The sequence below is a fragment of the Methylobacterium sp. PvP105 genome, from assembly GCF_017876975.1.
GTDB classification, from domain to species: Bacteria; Pseudomonadota; Alphaproteobacteria; order Rhizobiales; family Beijerinckiaceae; genus Methylobacterium; species Methylobacterium radiotolerans.
In genome coordinates, this window is record NZ_JAGIPA010000001.1 from 3,651,042 (window position 1) to 3,675,457 (window position 24,416).

Here is a 24,416-nt window from a genome sequence, read left to right on the forward strand (position 1 = left end):
CCGGGCGGCGCGGCCGCTCGGCTCACCCTGAGGAGCCGTCATGCCCCAGTACACGAAGAAGCCGGTCACGATCGAAGCGGTGCAGTTCCTGGCAGGCGAGCAGCCGTCCGAGCTGGGCGCCGACGTGGCGTCCGGCCGGGTGCGCTACGTCGAGGACGGCACCGCGCTCATCGACACGCTCGAAGGCTCCATGATCGCCCGCCCCGGCGACTGGATCATCCGCGGCGTGAAGGGCGAGCTGTACCCCTGCAAGCCGGACATCTTCGCGGCGTCCTACATGCCGGCCTCCCGCGAGGCTGACGCCACCGGCAAGCCGGCGATCACCCGCGCGGAGGCCGATGCCAGCCTGTCGGCGGCCCCGGCGCCGCGCGTCACTCTGGAGAGCCTGGAGGCGAAAGTCGCGAGCGCGGAGTACTTCCGCTCGAAGACGCTCACGATCTGCATCCTGACCCTGGCGAACGGCTTCACGATCGTCGGGAAGTCGGCCTGCGCCTCGCCCGAGAACTACAGCCAGGCGCTCGGCGAGCGGTACGCCTACGACGACGCGTTCCGGCAGATCTGGGCGTTCGAAGGGTACCTACTTCGGCAGTCCCTGGCGGATGCCGGTCGATGAAGGCCCGTCGCGACTTCCGGCAGATGGCCGGTCTGCGCTTCGGCGGCCTCGTGGCAATCGAGGCGGTCCGCACCTTCCGCGGAAGCGCCGCGTGGCGGTGTCGCTGCGACTGCGGCGCCGAGTGCGTGAGGCGCGGCGGCAATCTCCGGAGGACACCGGCGCCGGTCGGATGTGATGCGTGTGCTGCCGCGTCGCGGATTGCCGCTCGCCGTACGCACGGGGCGGTCGGCACGCCCGAGTATGGGATCTTCATGACAATGAAGGCCCGCTGTACGAACAAGGCGGCGAAGAAGTACGCCAATTATGGCGGTGCTGGCATCCGGTGCCTGTTCACGAGCTTCGAGCAGTTCTTGGCCGAGATCGGTCCTCGTCCGACGCCGAAGCACACTGTGGATCGTAGGGACACGTTCGGAGACTATGCGCCGGGCAATGTCCGCTGGGCCACTCAGGCCGAGCAGCAGAAGAACAAGCGGCCGCGCCGCCGTGTGTTCGGCCTGACCCGCGAGGACTTCCTGGGCTTGGCCCGCGCGCCCCTGTCGTTCGGAGCCTGACCATGTCCGACGGCGCCTTCGTCACCACCCTGCCGACGCACTTCGCGACCCTGCGCGAGGGCGTCGAGACGCACGTGCCCGAGACGGCCGTGAACGCGATCGTCCGCAAGGGCCTGATCGCCCTGCTCGGCTGGGCGGAGGCGATGGCCCACGCGCTTGTGTCGATCACGCCGGCGCCCGCCCAGCAGCAGTTCCACGCGCCGCTCGGCGACCGCTCGCCCGTCGTCGAGGAGCCGCGCGTGCCCCGTCACGCCGGCCACGACCCGCGCCTGCCGGGCAACCGCCCGCATCCCTGAAACGAGAACCGCCCGGCCTGCTGTGGGAGCGGGTGCCGGGCGGTCTGAACAGAATGGGCGTGGTGCCCATCCATGGAGAGACCAATGGAAGCCACAACAGACGCGGTCGCGCAAGCCGAAGCCGCTGTAGAGCTCGGCATCGAGACGTTGCGCGGCGACATCCGCGACCGGATCCTCGACAACATCTGCCGGCAGATGCCGTGCTGGACCAAGATGTCCGAGCACGAGCAGCGGTTGATGATCGGCCGCTGTGACGAGGTCGCTGGGAAGACCGTGCGCGAGGCCATCAAGGTCGTGGCGCACCAGGGCTTCGACCACCTGGTCGTCTCGACCGGCAAGTGGACCGTGAAGGACGGCCTCAAGCTCGAGGTCGGCGCGTCCGGCTCGGTCGACGACATCACCAAGCTGGCCGAGCACGGCGCGAAGCCGGCCGTCCTCGTCCTGGCGGAGCCGAGCGTCTTCTTCGGGCAGCGCGCCGATGCGGTTGCCGACAAGGATCAGCCCGACCTCCCCATCGACGAGGACTCGGGGGCCGAGGACGGCGACGAGGAGGGTGATGAGGTCGACGCCGATCGCTCGCCCCTGCCGGAGCCGCCCGCCCGCGAGACCCGGTCGCGCCGCTCGCGCGAACCCGCGGACGCTTGAGCCTGGAGGCGCGCGGTGTCCGAGACCGTCATCATCCGCTTGCCCGGCGCCCCTCGCGGGAAGGGCCGGCACCGCGCGCAACTCGTCCATCGGGGAGGCGTGGCGCGCATCCACTCCCATCCCGACCAGAAGACCGAGGCCTACGAGAGCGCCCTGCGCCTCGCGGCCGGTGCCGTAATGCGCGGGCGCGCCCCCCTCACCGGACCACTGGAGGTCCGGATCTTCGCCACCATGCCGATCCCGGCGAGCTGGTCGAAGCGGAAGCGGCTGGACGCGATCGAGCGCCGCCTGCGGCCCACGACCAAGCCCGACTGGGACAACATCGCCAAAGTCATCGACGCGCTGAACCACGTCGTCTGGGCCGACGACGCTTCCGTGGTCGATGGCCTTGTCCGCAAATTCTACGGCGAGACGCCCGATCTGGTGATCCAGGTCACGGCGCTGGAGCCGCAAGCCGTGAGGGCGGCGGCATGACGTGGCTCCTGATGAGCGCCAGCCGCGTCCTTTACCGCGGCTCCTACGGGCAGGCGCTCGACGCCGCCGAGTCCTTCTCGCTCTGCGCGCGGTCGTTCCACCTGGACGGCACCGAGATGGCGCCCCGCCTCGCGCCCGGCGTGCGCCTGGTCCCGGAAGACATGATGCCGGTCCGCCGCCGGAGGGCCGCATGAGCGATTTCGCGACCCTGCCCCGCCGGCACTACCGCTGCATCGTGATGGACTCGCCGACCCGCTTCGTTGGCGGGACGAAGGGGCGTCCGCAGCACTATCCGCGGATGACAGATCACCAGATCGCTGCCCTTCCGATTGGCGAGTTCGCGCATCCGGACGGCTGCTTCCTCTTCTACTGGCACACGTCGCCGAAGTTCTACCGGGCACCGCGCGCCACCACGCGGCTGACTGCCCAGGAGATCGTCGAGGGCTACGGCTTCCGCTATTCGGCCCGCGCCTTCCTCTGGGTGAAGACCGAGCGCGGCGATCAGGACTCGCTCTTCGCCTACCGGGACGGCCTCTTCATGGGCCAGGGCTACACCACCCGGAAGAATGCCGAGGACTGCCTCCTCTTCCGGCGAGGGCGGCCGCAGCGCCTCTCCGCGTCCGTGCACGAGGTGATCCTCGCTCCGGTGCGTGAGCACAGCCGGAAGCCGGACGAGTTCTACCGCCGCATCGAGCGCTTCTGCCCCGGTCCGTACCTTGAGATCTTCGCCCGCCAATCGCGCCCGGGCTGGGATGCCTGGGGTAATGAATCGACGAAGTTCGACCCGGCTGCGGAGGCGCTGCCCCTCCCTGTGGCGGCGGAGTAGCCGCCATGGCCGTCACCGCAGAGATGATCGACGCCATGGTCGCTGCCGGCATCAGCCCGGAGCAGATCCTCGTCGTCGTTCGCTCCGAGCTGGCCCGTCAGCATGTCACGGCGGCCGAGGCGGAGCGCGCGCGCATCGAGGCGAACCGCGAGGGCAACCGGCTCCGGCAGGCCGCCTTCCGGGCCCGGCGTAACGCGCGTAACGGCGAACGTAACGGAAGTAACGCCGATAACGCGAGTAACGGCGTTACGCCCCCTAAAAGGTCCCCCGCACCCCCTAAAACTACACCCCCAGGGGATTCCCCCTCGGACCCTAAAGGGTCCTCTGCCCCCAAGGGGGCGGACCGGCATCGGGGCACCCGCATCCCGGTCGATTTCGGTCTCCGGCCGGAAGCCCGGCAAGCCTGCCTCGATGCCGGCCTCACCGGTCGGGACGTCGAGGAGGCACTGGCCGAGTTCCAGGATTTCTGGGTCGGCGTTCCCGGCGTCCGCGGCATGAAGCTCGACTGGCTCGCCACGCTTCGGAACCGCCTCCGCGAATCCACCCGCCGCCAGGGCCGCCCCCGAGACGCCCCTGCCCGCCGCGGCACCGGCAACGGCTTCCTCGACGCTCTCCTCGACGACCACGGGGGTTCCCATGACCCAGGTTCCAGCCACCAGCACTCAGAACACGGAAACGTCCATCGCCTCGCGGCCGGCGGCCGCAACTCGGGCCGGTGACGTGGTGGTCGCGATCTACCGCAACCGCCTGGACCGCAGCGGCGGCTATGGCGTGCCGCCTGCGATCCGGTCGGACCAAGCCCCGACCGCGGCAGACCGCGGCGTGATGGTGAACCGTCTCGCGTTGCTCCGTGCCGGCCTCTCTGATGGCGAGGATCCGAGGCCAGGGCAGGTGGCGAAGCGCGACGTCGTCCTGGCGCTGCTGGCTGCGTTCCCGACCTTCGGCGTGGCAGCCGACGGCGCGCGAGCCACGGCGAACCTCTACGTCCGGGCCTTGGCCGAGCTGCCAACGTGGGCCGTTCGTGAGGCCGCCGCTCGCTTCCTCGCCGGCAAGACGTTGCTCCCGTGGGCGGGGGAGCGCTGCCCGACGCCGCCGCAGCTCGCCGCGGAGACGAGGCGGTCGCTCGACGAGATCCACGCGGAGATCGCCGGGCTGGTGGAGGTCCTCGACGCGGTGCCGTACCGGCCGATCTCCGATGCCGAGCGCCAGAAGGTGCTCGACGACATCGCGGCTGCGCCGAACAGCCTGCTCATCGCCGGCAGGGCAGAGCGCGGCTCCTCACCGGCGATCCCTCGTCCCTCTGATGCCGAGATGGTGGCGCCGCTCCGCACTCTGGACGTCTCGCACCTCATGGCGAGCCTCGACCGCAAGCGGGTGCCGGCATGAGCAAGCGCCCCGACATCTGGAAGGCGGAGCTGCGGCGTCGCGAGGCGGATCGGCTGGCCGCAGAAGAAGCCGCAGAGCAGGCGGCGAAGGGAGGGATCGAGCGAACCTGCGCGTCCTGCGGCGTGTTCGGCGCCTCGTTCGGCTTCGGCGTCTTCCGGAATCGCTCCGACGGAATGTGGTCGTGCGCCGATCCGGATTGCCGCGCGATCGTCGAGGCGCGCGTGGCGGTGCCTCAGATGCCGGCCGCGCCCGCCCGCGCTGACCCGCCGGCGGCTGACCTCTTCGGCCGATCGGCTGCGTGAGGAGTATCCGCGTCCGGTGCTGATGGCGAACCCGCTGAGGATCGAAGGCCCAGACCCGCCGGCCATGACGTGCGCGGACGAATGAGGAGCAGCCCATGAATCGTATCGCCGTCAGCCCCGGAGACCGCTTCGGCTTGTTCACCGCCATCGCTCCTCGACCTCGGGACCCGAAATCCAGCCTTCAGCGGTTCCTGTTCCGATGCGCCTGCGGCGTCGAGAAAGACCTGCGCGTGCGCGATGTTGTGCGGGGCATGACGAAGAGTTGCGGCTGTTCTCGCCGCGGAACCGGCAACGGCAATTTCCGCCACGGGCTCTCAAGAACATCCGAGTACGGCATCTGGCGACATATGATCCAGCGCTGCACCGATCCTGAGGATGCTGCGTACTGTAACTATGGCGCCCGCGGCATTCGCGTCTGCGAGCGCTGGGTCGCATCGGTGGACAACTTCATTGCTGATATGGGGCTGCGACCGACTTCTGATCATAGTCTGGAGCGCGTGAACAACGACGGGAACTATGAGCCGGGCAATTGCCGGTGGGCCACGTGGTCAGAGCAGATGCGCAACACGCGCGCTAACAGGTTCGTCGACCACAACGGCGAGCACATGCTTCTTCTGGACGCCTGCGAACAGGCGCCCGTTTCGACCGCCACCGTCCGCCAGCGTCTGGTCGCCGGGTGGGATCCTCATCGGGCGCTCACGACTCCACGAGATGAATCGAAGGTCAGAGAGCGTTCCGTTCGCGCCGGCTGATGTGGAGCGGTGGCTGGTAGCGGCGTTCATGGCCTTCACCAGCTCGGGCATCTTCAGCGTCCGGCCGAACCGGCTCCAGCCGAACGACCCTCAGGAGATGCGGGCGACGTTCGACTGGATCGTCTTCTCCGCCGAGGTCCTCGGCCTCGACAGCCCGGAGCGGATCGCGCTCCTCACCTGGGCCCGGGCGAAGGCACGGCGGCGGATCCGGCGCCACCGCCGGCTCCGCCTCCTGCGCGAGGTCCCCGGGGGCACCGTCACGGACTACTGCGCCGAGGTCGGCGTCCAGCGGCGCACCTTCGACCGGCGCCGGAAGCGGGCGTGCCATCGCCTCGCCGATGCCTGGAACGCAAAGGTCACAGGCACGCCGGAGTGACGCAGGCATAGATCACGCTTGCGTGTGTCCAAAAACGGGACGCAGATCAGGTGTCACGGATCGACGGAAGGTCGACCGCCTCAAGGGGTACCACCGTGGCAGCGTCCAGGACCAAGGCCATCACCCTCGCCGGCTCGCCGGCGTTTCACCCGCCGGGCGCTGTCGCCCGTCATGCCGCCGCGTTGGAGCGGCGCCAGGCTCGCCTCGCGCGAGACCGCGATGCCGGCGCCTCCGAGGAGGTCCTGGCTGCGCACGAGACCGAGGTCGTTCGCCTGACGAAGACGATCCGCCGGTCTCAGCGCCGTGTCGACCGCCTTGCCGTGCTTCGCGCCGAGCAGGCGGATCTGGCCGAGAAGCGCGCCGACAACGACGAGCTGAAGGCGCGGCTCGCCGCGAAGGATGCGGCCGAGAACGAGCGGGCGAAGGACCTCTGCAAGGTCGTGATCGGGCGCATCCAGCAGCGGGAAGCCGATGCTCGGGCGCGCCGGAAGCTGGAGACGCCGCAGGAACGGCACCGTGCGAACCAGCAGCGGCGCCGGCTCAAGCTCAACCCGCACGTCGAGCGGGACACCGCGATCAAGCCCGGCCGCCGCATCGTCACCGATCCGACGAAGCTCGGCGGCTTCGTCGAGGTTCAGGTCAACAAGCAGCTCGACGTGCTGACCATGGAGCACTCGGCCAATCGGATCAGCGATCAGGAGTTCGCCGTCGGCCGCCTCCTCCAGGCCGCGTGGGTCGGCGATCGATCCGAGGTCGACGGCCGCTTGGACCGGCTGGCACAATACGGGATCCTCCCCGGTGGCCAGTCTGGCGAGGACCTCGCCCCTCGCGAGATGGGGATGTTGCGGCACCTGTTCCGGGTTCGCGCCGTCACGCAGCTCGACGAGAAACTCGCTGGCGTCATCGGCTGGATCGGAGTTCGATTCCTCAAGGCCATCCTGGTCGAGGGCCACACCCTCAAGACCTACGCCTCGTGCACGGTCGGGGGTGGTGACCGCGGCGTCGGCCGGGTCGGGGATCGCTTCCGGTGGCTGCTGGAATCGGTGACGGATCACTTCCACACCGCGGAGGGCGCCCGGCGCTATGCACCGGATGACATCTACTCCGCCGACGCCGACACGGTGCCGGGCAGGGTCGCCGCGCTGAAGGCTCGGGCCGCGGACGAGGAGGTCTCCGAAACCGCCCCGGCTTGACACCCGACGGGCGAAACGGCAGGGATCTATATGAAGCGAGACGCGCGCCCGGGGCTGAGAAGCCGCCGGGCGTCTGTGTGTCTGGGCCCAACTTCACCGAACCCGCTCAACAGCTTAGGCGTTGCTCCGGCAGACGCGGCAGCGGTTCCGCGATATGGTCGTTTCACCATGATCCAGCCGGGCGCACCCGCGTGAGCGCGCATGCGACAGTGACCGCGATCGAGCAGGAGGCCGCGGCCTTCTGCCGGCGGCGCTTCCGCGATCAGGCGGACTACCTCGAAGCCAAGGACTCGCACTGCAAGCGCATCGCCGCGCTCGTGCGCCAGCTCCGCCCTCAGCTCGGGACCGTAGAGAAGCGCACGTTCGGCCAGTCCGGCGTGAGCGAGAAGGGCAAGCCGTTCACCGTCGCGAGGCGGCGCCGGGCGGCCTGATTTGTAGGTCGATGCGGAATTACCAAGACATTTCCGCAAGAACCGCTCCGACAGCGTAAATAGCGCAGTAAAATGAGTGACTTACCCGCGATTTCAGGGTCGCGGCGAACCGCTCGCGCCCGGGGCAGAATAAAAACCCAAGAGGCCGCGAAGGCGGTTCTGGCCACCCGGGCGGTGGCCTACCTCCGGGTCTCCACCGATGAGCAGGCCGCTCACGGTTTCGGGCTTGAGACGCAGGAGCGAGCCCTTCGCGCCTTCGCCGAGAGCCAGGCCTACGAGCTCGTCGCCGTCATCACCGACGCGGGCGTTTCTGGGGCGACCCGGCCCGCCGACCGTGCCGGCTTCGGCGAGGTCCTGCAACTCGCGGCCGACGGGAAGTTCTCGGTGCTGCTGGTCTACCGGTTCGACCGGCTCGCCCGCGAGATCCGGTACGCGGTGACCACGGTGGCGGATCTCGCCGAGACGCACGAGGTCGGCATCCGGTCCGTCACCGAGCCGATCGACACGGCGACGCCGATGGGGCGCACCGTGTTCGCGATCCTCGCCGGCATGGCGGAATCGGAGCGGTTCACGATCAGGGACCGGACCGCGGGCGGGAAGCTGGCGAAGGCGGGCCGCGGCGGCTTCGCTGGGGGCCGGGTCCCCTACGGCTACGCCACCGACCGGGCCGGCGGCCTTGTCATTGTTCCGGAGCAGGCGGCGATCGTCCGGCGCATCTTCCGGGAGCGGGGCCGCGGCAAGCGCCCGCGGGCAACCCTCCAGGCGATCGCCGAGGGGCTGAACCGCGACGGCATCCCTTCCCCGACCGGCCGCCGGTGGCGGCACGACACGGTCGGCTACGTCCTCGACAACCCGAAGTACCGCGGGGCGGTCGAGTACCTGTTCACCTGGACCGGCGCCGAGCAGCACGTGCTCCAGCCCGGGACCCACGAAGCCATCATCGGCTGAAGGCCTCCATGCGCATCGAACTCGTCCACGAGCCCTCCGCCGGGCCTCGTCCCTTCCTGCTGCGCGCTCGCCTCGCCGGCGGCCTCGTCCAGGAGGGTTTCGCCACGCGCGAGGACGCCGAGGCTGCCCGGCCCGCGTTCGCGTCGGCGCTTCGCCAGGCCTTCGCGTGACCGCACGCCCCGACTTCACCTCGGCCGACGCGGACCGGGCGCTTCGTCATGCGCAGCGCCTCCAGCGCGACCCGGCGGCCCAAGCCTACGGCGACCACCTCCGCCGCCAGGGCCTGATCCCGGCGCCGGTCCAGCTCCCAGCCGAGACCCCGTACGACGAGGCTCGGGCCGGCGAGTTCGAGGTCCGCCGCTCCATGGCGATGCTGCGAGCCCGGCCATGCTGAAGCGCCTCGTCCTCCGCTGGCTGCTCCGCGGTCAGTCGGCTGCCGCTGCCCCGATCGTCCACCGCGGCGAGCGCGAGCTGACGTCCGGCCCCGACCTCGGCGCACCGGCCGGCCCCATCGCGAAGCTGTCCTACGACGAGGCGCTTCGGTGCTTCGGCGTCCACCAGGGGAGATGAGCATGTCCGTCGTTGCCGGTGTCATCGGCGGCATCGCCGCCCTCGTCGCGCTCACGGCTGCCGCCGGTGTGGCGATCCTGATCCTGTCCGTGATCGCGAAGGGCTACGAGCACTGATGCCCCGCCTCTGCGCCGCCGTCCTGCTCGCCGGCATCGCCGCGGCAGCCCTACGCCCGCGCCGGCCGGCCTCCTTCGTGCTGGTCCGGCCTGCCGTCCCCGACGACGTGCGCGTCTCGGCCGAGCGCCTGACGCTCCTCTTCGGCGACATGCCGTCCAAGGCGAAGCACTGATGCGCGGCATCGTCGGCCTCCGGCACGCTGCCGGCATCCTGCTGGTGCTCGTTGCTGGCTGGGCCTGGGTGTGGGTGTTCGATCGCCCCGCGCATGCCGCACAGCCCGGCTTCCTGGCCGGCGCCCTCGCCTGCCCGGCCGGCGTCGAGGGACCGGACTGCACCCGCGAGACCGCGCTCGACGTGCTCACCCAGCCGGTAGCACTGGTCACCGAGTGCCCGATGGTCGGCACGCTGCTGGCCACGCATCTGAGCCTGCCGGCCGGCGGCACGCACAAGACGTTCTGCGAGCGGCGGAAGGGCTGAGCGATGGCGAGCACCCGGGATGCCTACTTCGCCGAGCTGCTGCGGCAGCAAGCACAGGCACAGGCTTACGCGCAGTGGGACGCGATCAACGGCGCCCAGGCCCGGACCGCCTCACGGGCCGGTGACACCTTCGACTTCCGCACGATGCGCCCCGCCGAGCCGCGCAAGCCCTCCCGCTTCGACGGCCCGGAGGTGATCGACCTCGTGCAGGGCGCCGACGGCGCGTGGCACGTCCCGGCCGCGCTCGAAGCTCGGGTCCGCGCGCTCTGATGCTGGCCCGCCCTCGCCCGCCGGAGCGGCTGCTCGGCCAGGAAGGCGCCCTCACGGCGCTGCCCTTCGAGCCGGCGCCCGAGCTGGAAGCCTGGGCCCGCGCCGCCTTCATCAGCGAGGATGCGGTGCTGCTGAACGAGGAGCACGCGCACCTCCGCGAGGCCACGCTCGGCTTCATGTGGACGTCCGTGCCGAACGCGCGCGGCGGGAACGGTGTCGTCGGGCAGGCCGAGATCCCGTCCATCCAGGGCGGGAAGTGGGCCCGGGCCCGGTTCTTCCAGCAGGTCGAGGCGTGGTTCGGCCTCGTCCCGGACTTCATGATTACGCTCGACGCGGGCTTCGCGGACCAGGCCGACGACGCCACGTTCTGCTCCCTCGTCGAGCACGAGCTCTACCACTGCGCGCAGGCGAAGGACGCCTGGGGCGCCCCGCGGTTCTCGAAGGCGACGGGCCGGCCGATCTTCACGATGCGCGGCCACGATGTCGAGGAGTTCGTCGGCGTCGTCGCGCGCTACGGCGTCGGTGCCGCGGCGGGCCAGACCGCGGCGCTGGTCGAGGCGGCCAACCGGCCCCCGATCGTGTGCGAGGCGGACATCGTCGGCGCATGCGGCACCTGCGGGCGCCGAGTTTGATCCTGGATTGACGGATTCGCAGCCGTGAACGTGCTCTCGGATGAGGTGAAAACCTTCATCGTCCAGCAGCTTGCGTGCTTCGACCCGCCCTCGGTGGTGGTGAAGGCGGTCAAGGCCGAGTTCAACGAGACCGTCTCCCCGCAGCAGGTCGAGTCCTACAATCCGGAGCGCCGGGCGGGCCAGAACCTCGGCGAGCACCTCCGGGAGCTGTTCCGCGTCACGCGCGAGGCCTTCCTCGAGGACACGGCGTCGATCGGCATCTCGCACCGCGTGACCCGCCTCCGAACGCTCCAACGCCTCGCCGATCGCGCCGAGACGCAGGGCAACATCGCCTTGGCCGCCCAGCTCGTCGTCCAGGCGGCGAAGGAGGTCGGCGACGTCTTCACCAACCGCCAGCGGATCGATGCCAATCACACCGTCCGCAGCCACGAGGACGCTCTCGGCGACCTTGAGTGAGCGCGAGCGCGAGATACGCCAGCGCCTCAAGGACGATTTCGAGCACTACGCGCCCCGCTGCCTGCGCATCCGGACGAAGTCGGGCAAGATCGTCCCGTTCACGCTGAACCGGGCGCAGCAGTACATCCACGAGCGCCTCCAGGAGCAGCTCCGCACGTCGGGGAGCGTCCGGGCGTTGATCCTGAAGGGACGGCAGCAGGGCGCCTCGACCTACATCGGCGGCCGGTTCTTCTGGCGCACGACGCACAAGCGCGGCGTCCGGACCTTCATCCTGACGCACCAGGACGATTCCACGGCCGCGCTGTTCGAGATGGTGTCACGCTATCACGAGCACTGCCCGTCGCTGGTGCGCCCGTCTGCCGGCGCGGCGAACGCGAAGGAGCTGCTCTTCGATCGCCTGGACAGCGGCTACAAGGTCGGCACGGCCGGCTCGAAGGCGGTCGGTCGCGGTAACACGCTCCAACTCTTCCACGGCTCGGAGGTCGGGTTCTGGCCGCACGCGCAGAGCCACGCGTCGGGCATCCTGCAGGCCATCGCTGATGAGCCGGGCACCGAGGTGATCCTGGAGAGCACGGCCAACGGCGTCGGGAACTACTTCCACCAGCAGTGGCGCAAGGCTGAGCGTGGGGAGAGCGAGTTTCAGGCGATCTTCGTGCCGTGGTTCTGGCAGGACGAGTATCGGAAGGCCCCGCCGCCCGACTTCACGCTGTCGCCCGACCCGGATGAGCAGGGCGAGTCCGAGGTCGATTACGCGGAGGCCTACGGGCTCGACGCGGAGCAGATGTTCTGGCGGCGCCGGAAGATCGCGGACCTGGGCGAGACCCTGTTCCGGCAGGAATACCCCGCCAACGCGGCCGAGGCTTTCCAGATGGCGAACACGAACGGCCTCATCAGCTCGAAGCTGGTCGTGGCCGCCCGCAAGCGCACCGTGCAGCCCTCGGGCCCCCTCGTCTTCGGGTACGATCCGGCGCACCAGGGAGGCGACCGCCACGCACTGGCCAAGCGCCGCGGCCGCAAGGTGCTCTGGGCCGGCGGCAAGCCCGGTCTGTCGATCCCGGAGAGCGCGAACTACGTCGCGGGCCACATCGACCGGGACGGCCCGATCAAGTGCTTCATTGACGTGACCGGCGGCTACGGCGCCGGCGTCTACGACATCCTGGTGGAGCGTGGGTACGGCCCCGAGGGCCGCAACATCGTCGTGCCGGTGAACTTCGGCGGCGCGCCCCTCCAGCCCGCGCGGGTCTCACCGACCACGGACGAGGAGCTGCCCGGCCCGCTGAACCGCCGCGCCGAGATCTGGCTGAACTCGCTCGACTGGCTGATGGACCCGGCCGGCGTCGATGTGCCGGATGACGACGAGCTGCAGGCAGATGCCTGCTCGACCGGCTACAGCCACAACAGCCGCGGGTACATCCAGCTCTGGTCGAAGGAGAAGATGCGCTCGATGGGCATCCCCTCGCCGGACCTCTGGGACGCGGTCGCTCTGACCTTCGCCGAGCCGGTGATCGAGACCAAGCCTCAGGACTGGGGCACGCCGAGCACCGCCTGGATCTCCTGATCCGCAGCACTGGACCTCTCCATGAAGCTCCGATTCCTCGCACTGGCTGGGATGCTCGCGCTCGCCTGCGCCGCCCCGGCCGAGGCACAGCAGGCGCGCGTCTTCTCCGGCTGCGCCGGCCCGGTGCTGACGTCCGGCGACGGCACCGGGTTCGTCGTCGACGCGATCGGCAAGCTCTGCATCACCACTGGCGGCTCAGCTTCGTTCTCGGTCGCCCGGACGACGGGCATCGGCACGACCGGCGTGCAGGTCTCGGCCGCCGATCCGGCCAACCGCCGCACGGTGTCGAACATCGGTGCCGTGGCCTGCGAGATCATGCCGGCCGCGACCGCTTACGGCACCGGCTACCCGCTGGCGGCCGGGCAAGCCTTCACCTTCGACGACGCCGGCCGGACCAAGGCCGCGATCTTCGTGGCGTGCTCGGCGGCCGGCGGCTCCGTCGCGGTCATGAGCTACTGAGACTGTCGTGCGTGCGCTCGTTGCTCTGTTGCTCGCGTGCGGCCCTGCCCTGGCGGCGGGACCGTCCGGCACGCCGACCGACTTGTCGGCCTACGCCACCCGCGCCCAGATGCCGGCGCCCTGCGGCGCGATCCCGATGGCCGACACGCTGAACGGCTCGGCGGGCTCGGCCAACTGCTACGTCCCGAAGGACGCGTCGCGGCCGACATCGGTCCAGGCGGCGAACGTCCAGACCGACGGGAACGGCGCATGGTCCGTAACCTGGGCGCGCGGCTTCACCTCGTCGGCTCCGGTGGTGAACCCGCTGCCGGTGAACACCGGGTCGCTCCCGATCCTGTGCAACGTGGCAGCGCGTTCCGCCACGGCCGCCTCGGGGAAGTGCTGGCAGTCCACCTCGACGACGCTGCCCGGCGCCCTGGCGTCGCTCGCCGGGCTGTTGGTGAGCCCCTTCGCCACCCCGGCCGCGAATGCCGCCGTGATGGTGATCACGCGCGAGCCGACGCAGTAGAACCGCTTGACCCGACGGGCGAACACCGTCAGAGAGCTATCGCCGCGAGACGTGCGGGCGCTGCCCCGTCTCGTTGTCACCCTCTACAATCTGCAGGATCCTCGATGGCGCGCACCGATGCGGTCAGCGACAGCGATCTGCTGCGCCTGATCGACGAGGAAATCGCCGGCGGCGTGTCGTTCGACAACGACCTGACCGCGAACGGCGAGCGTCGCACCGGCTCGGCCAAGGGCGACCGCGAGACCGCGCTGGAGTACTTCGACGGCGTCGTGCGGGATCTGCCGGCCGAGAAGGGCCGATCCCAGGTCGTGTCCCGCGACGTGTCCGACATCATCGGGACCATGCTGCCCGGCCTGATGCGGGTCTTCGACGGCTCGGACCGCGTCGCGGTCTACAGCCCGGCCCGCCCCGGCGATGAGAAGAGCGCCGACCAGGCCACGGACTACGTGAACCATGTCTGGGCGAATGACTGCGACGGGTACCTGATCCTGCTGACCTGGATCATGGATGCCCTCCAGGTCCGCAACGGCATCGTTAAGGCCTACTGGGATCCGACGCCGGAGACCGAGACCGAGGAGTTCACGGGGCTCTCCGACGAGCAGCTCGTGATCCTGTTCGATGATCCGGACGTCGAGGTGGTCGGCTACGCCGAGCGTCCGCAGATGGTCCAGGATCCGGCCACGGGCCAGTCGGTGCCGCTGCCGCTGCACGATGTGAAGATCCGCCGCCGCACCTCGTCCGGCCGGCTGGTGATCGAGAACGTGCCCCCGGAGGACTTCGGCATCTCGCGCCGGGGGAAGTCGGTCGACACGGCCCGGTGCGTCTGGCACCGCACGAAGCTCACCCGGTCCGACCTGCTCAAGCAGGGCTACAAGCGCGACCTGGTGTGGTCGCTGCCGGCCTCCGATGGTGCGCCGTCCGAGACGGTCGACCGCGAGCAGGATGCCGGTGTCGGCGCCGAGGGCTCGGGCGCGAACACCGAGATCGACATCGTCGAGGCCTACGTCTTCGCGGACTGCGATGGCGACGGCATCGCGGAATCCAGGAAGGTCGTCACGGCCGGCGGGGCGGGCGGGCGCAAGCTCCTCAAGAACGAGGAGTGGAGCGACGATCGCCCGTTCGCGGACCTGACCCCGCAGGTGGTCCCGCATCGCTGGATGGGCCGCTCCATCGCCGACGACGTGATGGACCTGATGCGGGTGAAGACCTCGCTCTGGCGCGGCGTCCTCGACAACACGTACGCGCAGAACCGGCCGCAGCGCGAGGCCGTCCAGGACGACATCATCAACCCGGACGAGGTGCTGAACCCGACCTTCGGCGGCGTTATCCGGGTGAAGAAGGCCGGCGCGGTCCGGGACGTCGTCACCCCGCAGATCGCCGACAAGATCCTCGTCGCGATCCAGGCGGTGGACGGCATCGCCCAGCGCCGCACCGGCGTGTCGGGCGCCACCGCCTCGCTCGACGCGACCGCCCTGGAGCCGCAGACGGCCACGGCCGAGCAACTGGAGCACGATGCCAGCTATGCCCGCGTCGAGCTGATCGCCCGGAACATGGCGAAGCTCGGCGTGAAGAAGCTGTTCTCGAAGATCCTGCGCATCATCGTGCGCAATCAGGACCGGCCGCGGACGATCCGGCTCCGGGACCAGTGGGTGGAGTTCGACCCGCGCGCCTGGAATGCGTCGATGGACGTCGAGGTCAACATCGGCATGGGCACCGGCTCGCGCGAGCGGGACCTGACGATGCTGGCCGGTGTCGCGGCCCGGCAGGAGAAGATCATCGAGCAGCTCGGCCCGGACAACCCGGTCGTGACGCCGTCGATGTACGTGAAGACCCTGCACAAGATGGTCGAGGCGTCCGGGCTGAAGGCGCCCGAGACCTACTTCGCCGACGTGTCGGACGAGGACTTCGCGAAGTGGATGGCGAGCCGTCCGCAACAGCAGGATCCCCGCGCGCAGGCCGAGGTCGCGAAGATCCAGGCCCAGGTCCAGGGTGACCAGCAGAAGATCGCCGCGCAGGTACAGGGCGACCGCACCCGAGCCGAGGCGCACATCCAGATCGAGCGCGAGCGCATGGTCTCGGAAGAGGCGCTGGAGCGTGACCGGCTGGAGCGCGACTTCGCCCTGCGCCGCGAGGAGATGGGCCTCGAGGCGCAACTCAAGGGCACAGAGATCCTGGCCGGGATGCACTCGCCGGCCCAGACCGACATTCCGAGGCAGGGATGAGCGACCGCGATCCCGCCTCCCGCGCGCTGCGTGCGCAGGCCCTCCTCGCCGACGAGACCTTCGTCGAGGCGCTGGGTGAGATCGAGGCCGGTGCCGTCGACGCCCTCGCCCGCGCCAACGTGGCCGACCCGGCCGCGCTGATCGAACACACGGCCCTCCTTCAGGCCGTCAGAGCCGTCCGCCGGCACGTCGAGTCCATCGTGACCAACGCCGCGCTGAGCGACCGCCCCGGGCCCTCCTTCGCCTGAGGGCGGGGCCATCCACCTCTGAAAGTTGACCGATGAGCGATGCCAACACCTCGGCCCCGGCCGAGACTGGTGAACTCGACATGTCCGCAGCCGCGGACCTTGTTCCCGACGACGCGTTCGAGCTGCTCGAGGACTCCGCCGAGGAGCACCCCGAGGGTGGCGAAGAGCCCGCCGCAGAAGAGGCCCCCACCGAGGAAGAGCCGGAGGGCGATCTGCCCCCCGAGCCGACCGAGGAGGAGCCGACGGTCGAACCCGAGCAGCCCGAGCCCACCGCCGAGGGACCGCAGACCGTCGTCATCGACGGGAAGGCGATACCCCTCCAGGAAGTGCAGAACGGCTACCTCCGCCAGGCCGATTACACGCGCAAGACCCAGGAGGTGGCGGCCGAGCGCCAAGCCCTCCAGGCCGAGCGCACCACCGTCACGAACGACCGCCAGCAGCTCGCGTCGATCCTCGACCTCGCCACCGACATCGTGAAGGCCCACCTCCCCCCGGAGCCGGACCCCGCGCTGATCGACACGGACGTGGTCGGCTACATGCAGCAGGATCGCGCCTACAAGGCCGCGATGGCCGAGCTCCAGAAGCTCGCCGACGCACGCAAGACCGCCAACGCCGGCTCCGACCAGGAGCGGCAGGCCGCGGACGAGCAGGCCCAGACGGCGCAACGCGAGGCGCTCGCCACCGAGTATCGGACGCTCCAGTCCAAGGTTCCGGAACTCCGGACGCCCGAGGGGCACAAGGCCTTCTTCGCGAAGGCCGAGGCCGCAGGCGCGCACTACGGGCTCAGCCCGGAGGACGTGCGGGGCATCCAGGATCACCGGGCCCTCCTGGTGCTGTCCGACGCTGCGAAGTGGCGAGAGCTGCAGGCGAAGAAGCCCGCCGCCGTCCAGCGCGCGCAGGCCGCTCCTCCGATCCGGGCCGCCGCGAGGCAGGCCCCGGGCACCCGGAGCGCGGATGCGGTCGCATCGGCCCGGGCTCGGCTCGAGCGCGACGGGTCCATCGAGGCAGCCGCCGAACTCCTCGACGACAGCCTCTTCTCCTGACCCGAGCCGTCCGTTCGCCTGAGGGGCGCCGGCGGATCATCTCTCCGAGGACATCATGACCCAGGTTGCGGGCACCCTCGATACCTACGTCCAGAAGGGCCAGCGCGAGGACCTCCAGGACGCGATCTACAACATCTCCAAGGCCGACACGCCGTTCATCTCGAACATCGGGCGCGGCAAGGCCAAGGCGGTGAAGCACGAGTGGCAGACCGACGCCCTGGCGCCGGCCGACACGACCAACGCGCAGCTGGAAGGCGACGAGTTCTCCTACACCCAGCGCGCTGGCACCATCCGCGTCGGCAACGTCTGCCAGATCAGCCGCAAGCCGATCATCGTCTCGGGCACCGCGGAGGCCGTCGACAAGGCGGGCCGCAAGTCCGAGGTGAAGTACCAGAGCCTGAAGGCCGGTAAGGAGCTGAAGAAGGACGAGGAGGCCATCCTCCTGTCCGCGCAGGCCTCCAACGCCGGCGGCTCGACCTCGAACGGGGGCACCAACACCCCGCGCAAGCTCGGCGGCTTCCCGTCCTGGCTCGTGACGAACGTCTCCCGCGGTGCCGGTGGCGCCAACGGCGGCTTCAATCAGGGCACCGGGCAGGTGGTCGCTCCGACCGCCGGAACGGCGCGGGCCTTCGCCGAGAGCCAGGTGAAGGACATCCAGCAGTCCTGCTACACGGCCGGCGGCAATCCCTCGATGCTGATGATGCCGGTCGCCTACAAGCGCCAGTTCTCGGCCTTCCCGGGCATCGCCCAGCAGCGCCGCGACACGGGCAACAAGGCGGCGACCATCGTGGCCGCCGCGGACGTCTACGTCGGCGACTTCGGTCCGCTGTCCGCGGTGCCGAACCGCCAGTTCGTGGCCAACCGCGTGCTGATGATCGACCCCTCCATGGTGAAGCTCGCGTGGCTGCGCCCGATGCAGGTCGTGAAGCCGGCCCAGACCGGCGACGCCACCAAGCGGATGCTCCTCACGGAGTACACCCTGGAGGTCTCGAACGAGGCCGCCCACGGCACGATCGAGGACCTGACCTGATCCTCGGCTGACAGCCTGAGACGACCCTGAGCGGGGCGCCCTCACCGGCGCCCCGTTCGCTTTTCCGCACCCCTCGAACCCGGAGGCCAGCGTGGCCGATACCTCGAACCCGACCGCGGCCAAGCCGGCCGACAAGCCCGCCGCCGCCCCGGCGCCCACCGTCATCGTCCTGATGGAGCGCGATTACTGGCCGAAGGGCCCGCGCCCGGCCGACCTGCCGGAGGATCAGGAGTACCGCGTTCGCGCCGGCGAGAGCGCCGAGCTGGGCGTGGACGAGGCCATGGACGTCGTCGAGGCCGGCATCGGCCGCCGCGACCGCGCGAAGGTCGCCTGATGCAGTCCGCCGCGACCTCCGCCGTCGTGGCGGAATCCGACCTCGTGTTCGACGGCGACTGGTGCCTGATCGACCACGATCCGCTGACCGGTAAGCAGGTCTGGGCCCTCGACGAGGGCGGCAAGCTGCGCATCCGTGAGGTGATGCCGGTCGACGAGATCCTAGCTGAGAACGCCACGCTCCAGGTCGAGAACCTGAACCGGCCGTTCGGCGACATGGCGCTCGTCGCCCGCGTGCCGATGCACATCTGGTCGAACCGGCTGGCGCCGGCGATCGTGCAGCAGGATCGCGCTTACCTGTCGCGCTGGCTCAACGACAGCAACCACGCCCGCTTCCGCACCCGCGCGGGCCGGATCTGATCCGATGGCCGGCTTCGACAATCTCGACGACCTCACCGGCACGCTCGAAGACTACCTGGAGCGTGCCGATCTGCGGTCCCGGATCCCGACGTTCATCCGTCTGGCCGAGGTCCGTCTCGATCGGCGGCTGAACCTCGCGGACAACGAGACGGCCCTGTCGCTGGCGCTCGTAGATGGCGCCGCGCCCCTCCCGGACGATTACCGGGCGTGGCGTTCGCTCACCGGCCCCTGTGGCGAGCGGCTGGACTACATGCCGCCCCACGCCTCCGCGTCGCTCTTCCGTGACCCGCTACTGCCCTACGGCGGGACCGGCTTCGCGGCGGGCGTGTTCACGATCCTCGGGTCGATCCCGCTGGACGATGTGCCGGACTCCACCGACGCGTGGCAGTTCGGGCTCGACAACGCCTTCCTCCGCGTGCGGCCGGCCTCGTTCGGCTCGGTGAACCTCGTCTACCGGCAGGGCATCCCGCCGCTCAGCGACCGCCGGCCGTCGAACTGGCTGCTGGCCAAGAACCCCGACCTCTACCTCTACGCCGCCCTGCTGGAGGCCGAGCCGTTCCTGCGCAACGACACGCGCATGGTGACGTGGCGGGCCATGCTGGAGGCCGGCATTTCGGACCTGAAGGACCTCGACCGCGACGCGCGCTGGGGCCGGTCCCGGATGCGCAGCACCGAGCCGACCCCCTGAGGCGCTGATGGCCGCACCGATCACCGATCTGGCGAGCCTCCAGGCCGCCGTGCTGGACTACATCGCCCGCCCCGACCTCGTGGACGCGGTGCCGGGCTTCATCGCGTTGGCCGAGAGCCACTTCAACGCGATCCTGCGCGCGCGCGAGATGGAGGCGGAGGTGAGCGGCGGCACCGCCGCGACGCCTGTCGCCGCGATGGACCTTCCCACCGACTTCATCGAGTGGCTGGCCGTGTCGTGGGTCGGCTCCGGACGCACGGCGCGCCCGACCTTCGCCGAGGCCGACAGCCCCGAGGCGCGCTTCCGGCACCGTCCCGGCGGCGACCCGCAGTACTTCACGATCCGCGCCGGCAAGGTGCGCATGGTGCCGGAGAAGCCCGGCGTGGTGACGCTGGCCTATTACGCCGCGATCCCGCCGCTGACCTCCGACGCGCCGAAGAACTGGCTGCTGGCCAAGGCGCCGGACGCCTACCTCTACGCCGTCCTGGCGGAGGCCTACCTGTTCCAGAAGGATCCGGCCGCGGTCCAGGCGCACACCGGCCTGATGCTCCAGGTCCTGGCCGCGCTCGGCATCAAGGCCGACACGGCGAAGGTGGCCAAGCGCACCGGCCGCCCGGCCGAGCTCCAGGCCTCGACGCAGGCCGTGGCGCGGCCCGAGTAGCATGGACCCGATCAAGCTGGCGCCGTTCGCGCCCGACACGGCCTCCGTCGACGCATCGGTCTCGGCGGTCGCCACCAACGTGGTGCCGCGCTCCGACGGGTACGGCCCGGTTCTGGCGCCGGTGCCGCTGTCGCTCGCCCTGCCGGCGGAGTGCCGCGGCGCGATCGCGGTGTTCTCCCCGACCTACAACTTCCCGATCTACGTCGCGGGTACCTCGAAGGGACTGTTCGTCTACCGGACGACGGATCAGGCGTGGCACGAGGTGACGAACCCGAACACGCCCTACAGCGTGCCGCCCGGGGACTACTGGTCCTTCGCGGTCTACGGCACCCTGCTGCTCGCCTGCTCGGCCGGCACCCCGGTGCAGAAGGCGACCATCGACGTCGTCCAGGCCGGCACACAGCCGTTCACGGATCTCCTCGGCAACCCGCCCCGGGCCCGGCATATGGGCGTCGTCGGCGACTTCCTCGTGCTCGCCGGCCTGCCGGACAAGCCGCAGTCGGTCCGCTGGTCGGACAGCGGTGACATCGAGCAGTGGGGCCTCGGCCTCGACGGTCACGAGGCCGACGAGCAGCAGCTCCCCGACGGCGGCGCCGTGACCGGCTTCGCGGGCGGCGAGTACGGCGTGATCTTCCAGGAGCGGGCGATCCGGCGCATGACGCTGAGCCCGGATTCCGGCAACATCTTCGACTGCTCCGTCCTCGAGGAGAACCGCGGCGCGGTGGCGCCCTGGTGCATCGCCAAGGTCGGGCCGCGCATCTTCTTCCTCGACCGGGACGGCTTCTATGCCCTCGTGATCGGCGGCGGCCCCTCGCAGCCGATCGGCGCCGAGCGCGTGAACCGGTTCTTCCAGGGGCGGGTCGATCCGGAGCGGGTCGGCATGACGGTGGCGTTCCGCGACCCGACCGGTGAGCGGATCCTGTTCGCCTACCGGCTCGCCGGCACCGACGCCGCGGACCCGTCGCTCCTGGGCGAGGCGCTGCTGTACGACTGGCTGCTCGACCGCTGGTCGTTCCTCAACACCCCGATCCGCTTCGGTATGTCGGCGGCCACGCCGGACACCTCGGTCGACAGCATCGAAGGGTCGATCGACGATCCGGTCCAGCCCTCGCTCGACGACCCGATGTACCAGGGCGGCGCGACGCTGCTCGCGGTGATGACGACCGACAACCGGCTGGCGGTGCTCGATGGCGCCCCGCTGGAGGCGGTGGTGCAGACCCCCGACGCCATGCTGGCGCGGCCGAACCGGGCCTTCCTGCGTGGGGCCCGGCTGGACACGGATGCCGATGACTGGCGCGTGGCCATCGGCGTCCGGGAGAGCCTCGCCGCCTCCGCGCCGGTGCGCTGGCTGCCGGAGACCGCCCCGACCGTGGAGCGGATCGCGCCGACCCGCGCGTCGGGCCGCTATCACCGCGCCCGGGTGCGGATCCCGGCCGGCACGACCTGGTCCTACGTCTCGGCGATCGAGCCGGACGCGACGGCGGAGGGCTCGCGATGAACGTCCCCGGCCGGAACGAGAAGGACCTGTCGCTCTTCAGCCGCGCGATTGACGACCTCGCGCGCGGCGCCACCAACGCGATCGCGTCGAGCACCTTCACCCTGGCCAACGGCGTCTCGCGCACCGTCGTGCCCTGCGAGAACTGTGGCCCGGGCGCCCTGCCGCGCTGGGTGCCGATCACGGAATCCGCGTCGAAGGCGCAGCTCTGGCTCGTCTCGGCCGACCGCCGCAGCTTCACCGTGGGGCACGATCTGAACTCGGCCACGGACCGCACCTTCCGCTTCGAGATGCGCCGGGCCTGATGCGCCTCCAGCCCCTGTTGATGCCGCTCGCGCCTGACCTCGCCGAGCACGTCGAGGCATGCCTGGGCGCCGCCTGCGCCCTGCCCCGCTGCGACCTGACCGTGCCTAGCCTGCTCGCGGCCTGCGCGGCCGGGCAGGCGCAGCTCGTCGGGATCTTCGAGGGCGATCGGTTCGTAGCGGCGGGCGTGACGCAGGTCCGCCAGCACCGCGGCGGCCGGCTGTCCTGTTGGGTGCTGTCGCTCGGTGGCCGCGCGGCCGGCCCGTGGGGCACCGTCATCGCGGCCGTCGAGCGCGGCGCGGCCCGGCTCGGCTGCACCACCGTCGAGTTCGTCGGCCGCCGCGGCTGGGCCCGCGTGCTGCCGGACTACACCGCCGCGCCCTGTGAGCTCGGCCACCACTTCACCAAGCGCATCGGGGCCTGACATGGGCGGCGGTACCAAGACCCAGACCACGGTCCAGCAGCAGAACAACGACCCGTGGGCGCCGGCACAGCCCGCGCTCCAGGGCGTGCTCTCCGGTGCGACCGCGGCGTACAACTCGGGCGTCGGCTCGCAGGTCTACGGCGGCCAGCGCTATGCCGGCCTCGGGGATGTCTCGCTCGATGCGCTGAACAGCATCGCCGGCAGCGCCAGCGCGGGCCAGGGCGCGGCCAAGGCCGGCGACAGCTACCTGACTGGCCTACTCCAGAACGGCGGCACGACCTCCGGCATCCAGTCCGCGCTCTCCGGCCTCGACAGCATCGGGAAGATCGACACGTCCCGGGTTTCGTCGCTCGCCGACCAGATGGCCGACCCGAACAACCTCGCCTACTCGACGGCGCGGGCGCTCACCCGGGGCGACTATAACCTCTCGACCGACGGCTACACCGGCCTGCTCAACAGCCTGTCCGGCCAGACGCAGACGGAGAAGTCGCTGCAGGATGCCGCCGACGGCAAGTTCCTGGGCGGGGCGAACCCGTACCTCGACGCGGTGATCGGCCGGAGCCAGGGCGAGGCGGCATCGCAGATCGCGCAGCGTATGGGCGCGGCGGGCCGCAGCGGCTCGGGCCGCTACGCGGCGACGATCGCCGACACCCTCGGCGGGATCGCCACGCAGGCGCGGTACACGGACTACGATAACGAGCGCACCCGACAGGCGCAGGCGGCCACGGCGATCGACAGCTCGCGCAACGCCCGGACCAGCCTCCAGCAGGGGCTCTACGGGTCGATCAATAACGCCGAGCAGGTCAACGCCGGCCTCGCGCTATCCGGGGCCGGGCTCTACAACGACACGAACACGACGGCGCTCGGCGGCGCGACCGCACTGGCCGGTCTGGATAACCAGAACATCCAGAACGAGATGTCGAAGTCGAGCCTGAAGCTGTCCGCAGCGCAGGCGGACAGGGCCGCGGCGCTCCAGGGCCTCGGCATGGTCGGGACGAACATCGACAACCTCCAGCGCCCGGGACTGACCCTGGCCGGTGTCGGTGCCGCCCTCGATGCCGACCGCCAGCAGCAGCTCGACACTGCCCAGCAGGTCTTCGACGAGCAGCAGGCGTCGCCCTGGAAGCAGCTCGGCCTCTACTCGGGCCTGGTCAACCCGATCGCGGGTCTCGGCTCGCAGACCAGCGGCACGACCGTCCAGAAGATCCCGCAGCCGGGCGTGCTGCAGTCGCTGTTCGGCGCCGGCCTCGCCAGCGCGAACGTCGCGTCGAAGTTCATGGGCAAGTAGGAGCGAGCCGTGGCCGCAGGCATTATCCCGTTCGGCGCCCTACCGCAGTTCGCCGGCCTTTCGCCGGACGATCTCGCCCGCGTCGCTCGTTCGCAGCAGCCGACCGTCCCCTCTCCAGTAGATGGGCTGTTGTTCGACCGGTCCGGCCTGGGCGGCCAGGGTGGCTTCTCCGGGACGTCGGGAACCATCGTGCCGCCGGCTGCCACCGCCCAGCCGGAGCCCGAGACCGGCGCGCCCGCCGCGCGCGCCATGCCGACGCCCCCGGTTCGCCCGCTGACTTTTGGCAGGCTGCCGACTGCGGCTCCCGCGGCGCCGGATACCCCTGTGGCCCCGGTGGCCCCTGCGTCCCCGGCGACGACTGGAACCGCTCCGGCCGCTTCGTCCAGCACAGCATCAGCCGCAGCACCGTCCGCCGCGGATCCCTCGTTCCTCGACAGGATCGGCGACGGCCTGCGCAACCTCAACTCCAATGGCGGCGGCG

The 24,416-nt window shown here is 70.5% G+C and carries 38 protein-coding genes; all 38 read left to right on the forward strand.

All coding sequences use genetic code 11. The features are described 5' to 3' along the window. Nucleotides 1–40: 40 nt before the first annotated feature. The 38 genes from J3A75_RS36580 to J3A75_RS18040 all read left to right on the forward strand — a co-directional run bounded on the left by J3A75_RS36580 (nt 41) and on the right by J3A75_RS18040 (nt 23,935). The gene (locus tag J3A75_RS36580) at nt 41–613 is read left to right on the forward strand and encodes a Gp49 family protein (protein ID WP_245364417.1); all 573 of its coding nucleotides are present in this window, start codon (nt 41–43) and stop codon (nt 611–613) included. After that, nucleotides 610–1,164, forward strand: a complete 555-nt coding sequence (locus J3A75_RS17860) for a hypothetical protein (protein ID WP_209650561.1) — start codon at nt 610–612, stop codon at nt 1,162–1,164. Before J3A75_RS36580 ends, J3A75_RS17860 begins: the two co-directional genes overlap by 4 nt. A 2-nt stretch (nt 1,165–1,166) precedes the next feature. Next, nucleotides 1,167–1,460: a hypothetical protein gene (locus tag J3A75_RS17865; RefSeq protein ID WP_209650562.1), complete on the forward strand. Its 294-nt coding sequence runs from the start codon at nt 1,167–1,169 to the stop codon at nt 1,458–1,460. 84 nt (nt 1,461–1,544) lie between these two features. Continuing rightward, nucleotides 1,545–2,105 (forward strand): hypothetical protein, encoded by a 561-nt coding sequence (locus J3A75_RS17870; protein ID WP_209650563.1) that lies wholly within the window; start codon nt 1,545–1,547, stop codon nt 2,103–2,105. 15 nt (nt 2,106–2,120) lie between these two features. After that, entirely contained in the window at nt 2,121–2,579 is a 459-nt protein-coding gene (locus tag J3A75_RS17875) for a RusA family crossover junction endodeoxyribonuclease (RefSeq protein ID WP_209650564.1), read from the forward strand. Further along, nucleotides 2,576–2,773: a hypothetical protein gene (locus tag J3A75_RS17880; RefSeq protein WP_209650565.1), complete on the forward strand. Its 198-nt coding sequence runs from the start codon at nt 2,576–2,578 to the stop codon at nt 2,771–2,773. Before J3A75_RS17875 ends, J3A75_RS17880 begins: the two co-directional genes overlap by 4 nt. Then, on the forward strand, nt 2,770–3,405 hold the full coding sequence (locus tag J3A75_RS17885; RefSeq protein WP_209650566.1) for an MT-A70 family methyltransferase: 636 nt from the start codon (nt 2,770–2,772) through the stop codon (nt 3,403–3,405). The genes J3A75_RS17880 and J3A75_RS17885 overlap by 4 nt, the downstream gene beginning before the upstream one ends. A 5-nt stretch (nt 3,406–3,410) precedes the next feature. Next, on the forward strand, nt 3,411–4,124 hold the full coding sequence (locus J3A75_RS17890) for a hypothetical protein (RefSeq protein WP_209650567.1): 714 nt from the start codon (nt 3,411–3,413) through the stop codon (nt 4,122–4,124). Between the two features lie 4 nt (nt 4,125–4,128). Next, nucleotides 4,129–4,791, forward strand: a complete 663-nt coding sequence (locus J3A75_RS17895; protein WP_209650568.1) for a hypothetical protein — start codon at nt 4,129–4,131, stop codon at nt 4,789–4,791. After that, nucleotides 4,788–5,093, forward strand: a complete 306-nt coding sequence (locus tag J3A75_RS17900; protein ID WP_209650569.1) for a hypothetical protein — start codon at nt 4,788–4,790, stop codon at nt 5,091–5,093. Before J3A75_RS17895 ends, J3A75_RS17900 begins: the two co-directional genes overlap by 4 nt. A 95-nt stretch (nt 5,094–5,188) precedes the next feature. Continuing rightward, entirely contained in the window at nt 5,189–5,845 is a 657-nt protein-coding gene (locus J3A75_RS17905; protein ID WP_209650570.1) for a hypothetical protein, read from the forward strand. 28 nt (nt 5,846–5,873) lie between these two features. Then, the gene (locus tag J3A75_RS17910; protein WP_245364416.1) at nt 5,874–6,221 is read left to right on the forward strand and encodes a hypothetical protein; all 348 of its coding nucleotides are present in this window, start codon (nt 5,874–5,876) and stop codon (nt 6,219–6,221) included. Nucleotides 6,222–6,316: 95 nt separating this feature from the next. After that, nucleotides 6,317–7,414, forward strand: coding sequence for a hypothetical protein (locus J3A75_RS17915; RefSeq protein ID WP_209650572.1), 1,098 nt, complete (start codon nt 6,317–6,319; stop codon nt 7,412–7,414). 191 nt (nt 7,415–7,605) lie between these two features. After that, a complete protein-coding gene (locus J3A75_RS17920) occupies nt 7,606–7,845 on the forward strand; it encodes a hypothetical protein (protein ID WP_209650573.1) in 240 nt (79 codons plus the stop codon). A 174-nt stretch (nt 7,846–8,019) separates the two neighbouring features. Then, complete coding sequence (locus tag J3A75_RS17925) at nt 8,020–8,793, forward strand: recombinase family protein (RefSeq protein WP_312892604.1); 774 nt, start codon at nt 8,020–8,022, stop codon at nt 8,791–8,793. 8 nt (nt 8,794–8,801) lie between these two features. Then, complete coding sequence (locus J3A75_RS17930; protein ID WP_209650575.1) at nt 8,802–8,963, forward strand: hypothetical protein; 162 nt, start codon at nt 8,802–8,804, stop codon at nt 8,961–8,963. Continuing rightward, nucleotides 8,960–9,187: a hypothetical protein gene (locus J3A75_RS17935; RefSeq protein WP_209650576.1), complete on the forward strand. Its 228-nt coding sequence runs from the start codon at nt 8,960–8,962 to the stop codon at nt 9,185–9,187. The genes J3A75_RS17930 and J3A75_RS17935 overlap by 4 nt, the downstream gene beginning before the upstream one ends. Beyond that, nucleotides 9,181–9,363 (forward strand): hypothetical protein, encoded by a 183-nt coding sequence (locus J3A75_RS17940; RefSeq protein ID WP_209650577.1) that lies wholly within the window; start codon nt 9,181–9,183, stop codon nt 9,361–9,363. Before J3A75_RS17935 ends, J3A75_RS17940 begins: the two co-directional genes overlap by 7 nt. A gap of 115 nt (nt 9,364–9,478) precedes the next feature. Beyond that, the gene (locus J3A75_RS17945; protein ID WP_209650578.1) at nt 9,479–9,652 is read left to right on the forward strand and encodes a hypothetical protein; all 174 of its coding nucleotides are present in this window, start codon (nt 9,479–9,481) and stop codon (nt 9,650–9,652) included. Further along, nucleotides 9,652–9,957, forward strand: coding sequence for a hypothetical protein (locus J3A75_RS17950; protein ID WP_209650579.1), 306 nt, complete (start codon nt 9,652–9,654; stop codon nt 9,955–9,957). The genes J3A75_RS17945 and J3A75_RS17950 overlap by 1 nt, the downstream gene beginning before the upstream one ends. Before the next feature lie 3 nt (nt 9,958–9,960). Beyond that, nucleotides 9,961–10,227 (forward strand): hypothetical protein, encoded by a 267-nt coding sequence (locus tag J3A75_RS17955; RefSeq protein WP_209650580.1) that lies wholly within the window; start codon nt 9,961–9,963, stop codon nt 10,225–10,227. Beyond that, nucleotides 10,227–10,859, forward strand: a complete 633-nt coding sequence (locus tag J3A75_RS17960; RefSeq protein ID WP_245364415.1) for a putative metallopeptidase — start codon at nt 10,227–10,229, stop codon at nt 10,857–10,859. Before J3A75_RS17955 ends, J3A75_RS17960 begins: the two co-directional genes overlap by 1 nt. A gap of 30 nt (nt 10,860–10,889) precedes the next feature. Further along, nucleotides 10,890–11,315 (forward strand): DUF2280 domain-containing protein, encoded by a 426-nt coding sequence (locus tag J3A75_RS17965; RefSeq protein ID WP_209650940.1) that lies wholly within the window; start codon nt 10,890–10,892, stop codon nt 11,313–11,315. Further along, a complete protein-coding gene (locus J3A75_RS17970) occupies nt 11,308–12,873 on the forward strand; it encodes a hypothetical protein (RefSeq protein WP_209650581.1) in 1,566 nt (521 codons plus the stop codon). Before J3A75_RS17965 ends, J3A75_RS17970 begins: the two co-directional genes overlap by 8 nt. A 21-nt stretch (nt 12,874–12,894) precedes the next feature. Then, complete coding sequence (locus J3A75_RS17975; RefSeq protein ID WP_209650582.1) at nt 12,895–13,332, forward strand: hypothetical protein; 438 nt, start codon at nt 12,895–12,897, stop codon at nt 13,330–13,332. 7 nt (nt 13,333–13,339) lie between these two features. Next, the gene (locus J3A75_RS17980; protein WP_209650583.1) at nt 13,340–13,840 is read left to right on the forward strand and encodes a hypothetical protein; all 501 of its coding nucleotides are present in this window, start codon (nt 13,340–13,342) and stop codon (nt 13,838–13,840) included. 104 nt (nt 13,841–13,944) lie between these two features. Then, the gene (locus J3A75_RS17985; RefSeq protein ID WP_209650584.1) at nt 13,945–16,062 is read left to right on the forward strand and encodes a hypothetical protein; all 2,118 of its coding nucleotides are present in this window, start codon (nt 13,945–13,947) and stop codon (nt 16,060–16,062) included. Then, a complete protein-coding gene (locus tag J3A75_RS17990) occupies nt 16,059–16,310 on the forward strand; it encodes a hypothetical protein (RefSeq protein WP_209650585.1) in 252 nt (83 codons plus the stop codon). The genes J3A75_RS17985 and J3A75_RS17990 overlap by 4 nt, the downstream gene beginning before the upstream one ends. A 32-nt stretch (nt 16,311–16,342) precedes the next feature. Beyond that, a complete protein-coding gene (locus tag J3A75_RS17995; RefSeq protein ID WP_209650586.1) occupies nt 16,343–17,353 on the forward strand; it encodes a hypothetical protein in 1,011 nt (336 codons plus the stop codon). A gap of 55 nt (nt 17,354–17,408) precedes the next feature. Continuing rightward, the gene (locus tag J3A75_RS18000; protein WP_043387899.1) at nt 17,409–18,383 is read left to right on the forward strand and encodes a DUF5309 domain-containing protein; all 975 of its coding nucleotides are present in this window, start codon (nt 17,409–17,411) and stop codon (nt 18,381–18,383) included. Nucleotides 18,384–18,474: 91 nt separating this feature from the next. Further along, nucleotides 18,475–18,717, forward strand: coding sequence for a hypothetical protein (locus J3A75_RS18005; RefSeq protein WP_209650587.1), 243 nt, complete (start codon nt 18,475–18,477; stop codon nt 18,715–18,717). After that, nucleotides 18,717–19,076 carry a hypothetical protein gene (locus J3A75_RS18010; RefSeq protein WP_122162288.1) on the forward strand — a complete coding sequence of 120 codons (360 nt, stop codon included), beginning with the start codon at nt 18,717–18,719 and terminating at the stop codon, nt 19,074–19,076. Before J3A75_RS18005 ends, J3A75_RS18010 begins: the two co-directional genes overlap by 1 nt. 4 nt (nt 19,077–19,080) lie before the next feature. Further along, entirely contained in the window at nt 19,081–19,764 is a 684-nt protein-coding gene (locus tag J3A75_RS18015) for a hypothetical protein (protein WP_209650588.1), read from the forward strand. A gap of 7 nt (nt 19,765–19,771) precedes the next feature. After that, the gene (locus tag J3A75_RS18020) at nt 19,772–20,425 is read left to right on the forward strand and encodes a hypothetical protein (RefSeq protein ID WP_209650589.1); all 654 of its coding nucleotides are present in this window, start codon (nt 19,772–19,774) and stop codon (nt 20,423–20,425) included. A 1-nt stretch (nt 20,426) separates the two neighbouring features. Beyond that, nucleotides 20,427–21,923 carry a hypothetical protein gene (locus tag J3A75_RS18025; RefSeq protein WP_209650590.1) on the forward strand — a complete coding sequence of 499 codons (1,497 nt, stop codon included), beginning with the start codon at nt 20,427–20,429 and terminating at the stop codon, nt 21,921–21,923. Continuing rightward, nucleotides 21,920–22,225, forward strand: coding sequence for a hypothetical protein (locus tag J3A75_RS18030; protein WP_209650591.1), 306 nt, complete (start codon nt 21,920–21,922; stop codon nt 22,223–22,225). The genes J3A75_RS18025 and J3A75_RS18030 overlap by 4 nt, the downstream gene beginning before the upstream one ends. Further along, nucleotides 22,225–22,647 carry a hypothetical protein gene (locus J3A75_RS18035; RefSeq protein ID WP_209650592.1) on the forward strand — a complete coding sequence of 141 codons (423 nt, stop codon included), beginning with the start codon at nt 22,225–22,227 and terminating at the stop codon, nt 22,645–22,647. The genes J3A75_RS18030 and J3A75_RS18035 overlap by 1 nt, the downstream gene beginning before the upstream one ends. A 1-nt stretch (nt 22,648) precedes the next feature. Beyond that, a complete protein-coding gene (locus tag J3A75_RS18040; RefSeq protein ID WP_209650593.1) occupies nt 22,649–23,935 on the forward strand; it encodes a hypothetical protein in 1,287 nt (428 codons plus the stop codon). The last annotated feature ends 481 nt before the right edge of the window (nt 23,936–24,416 follow it).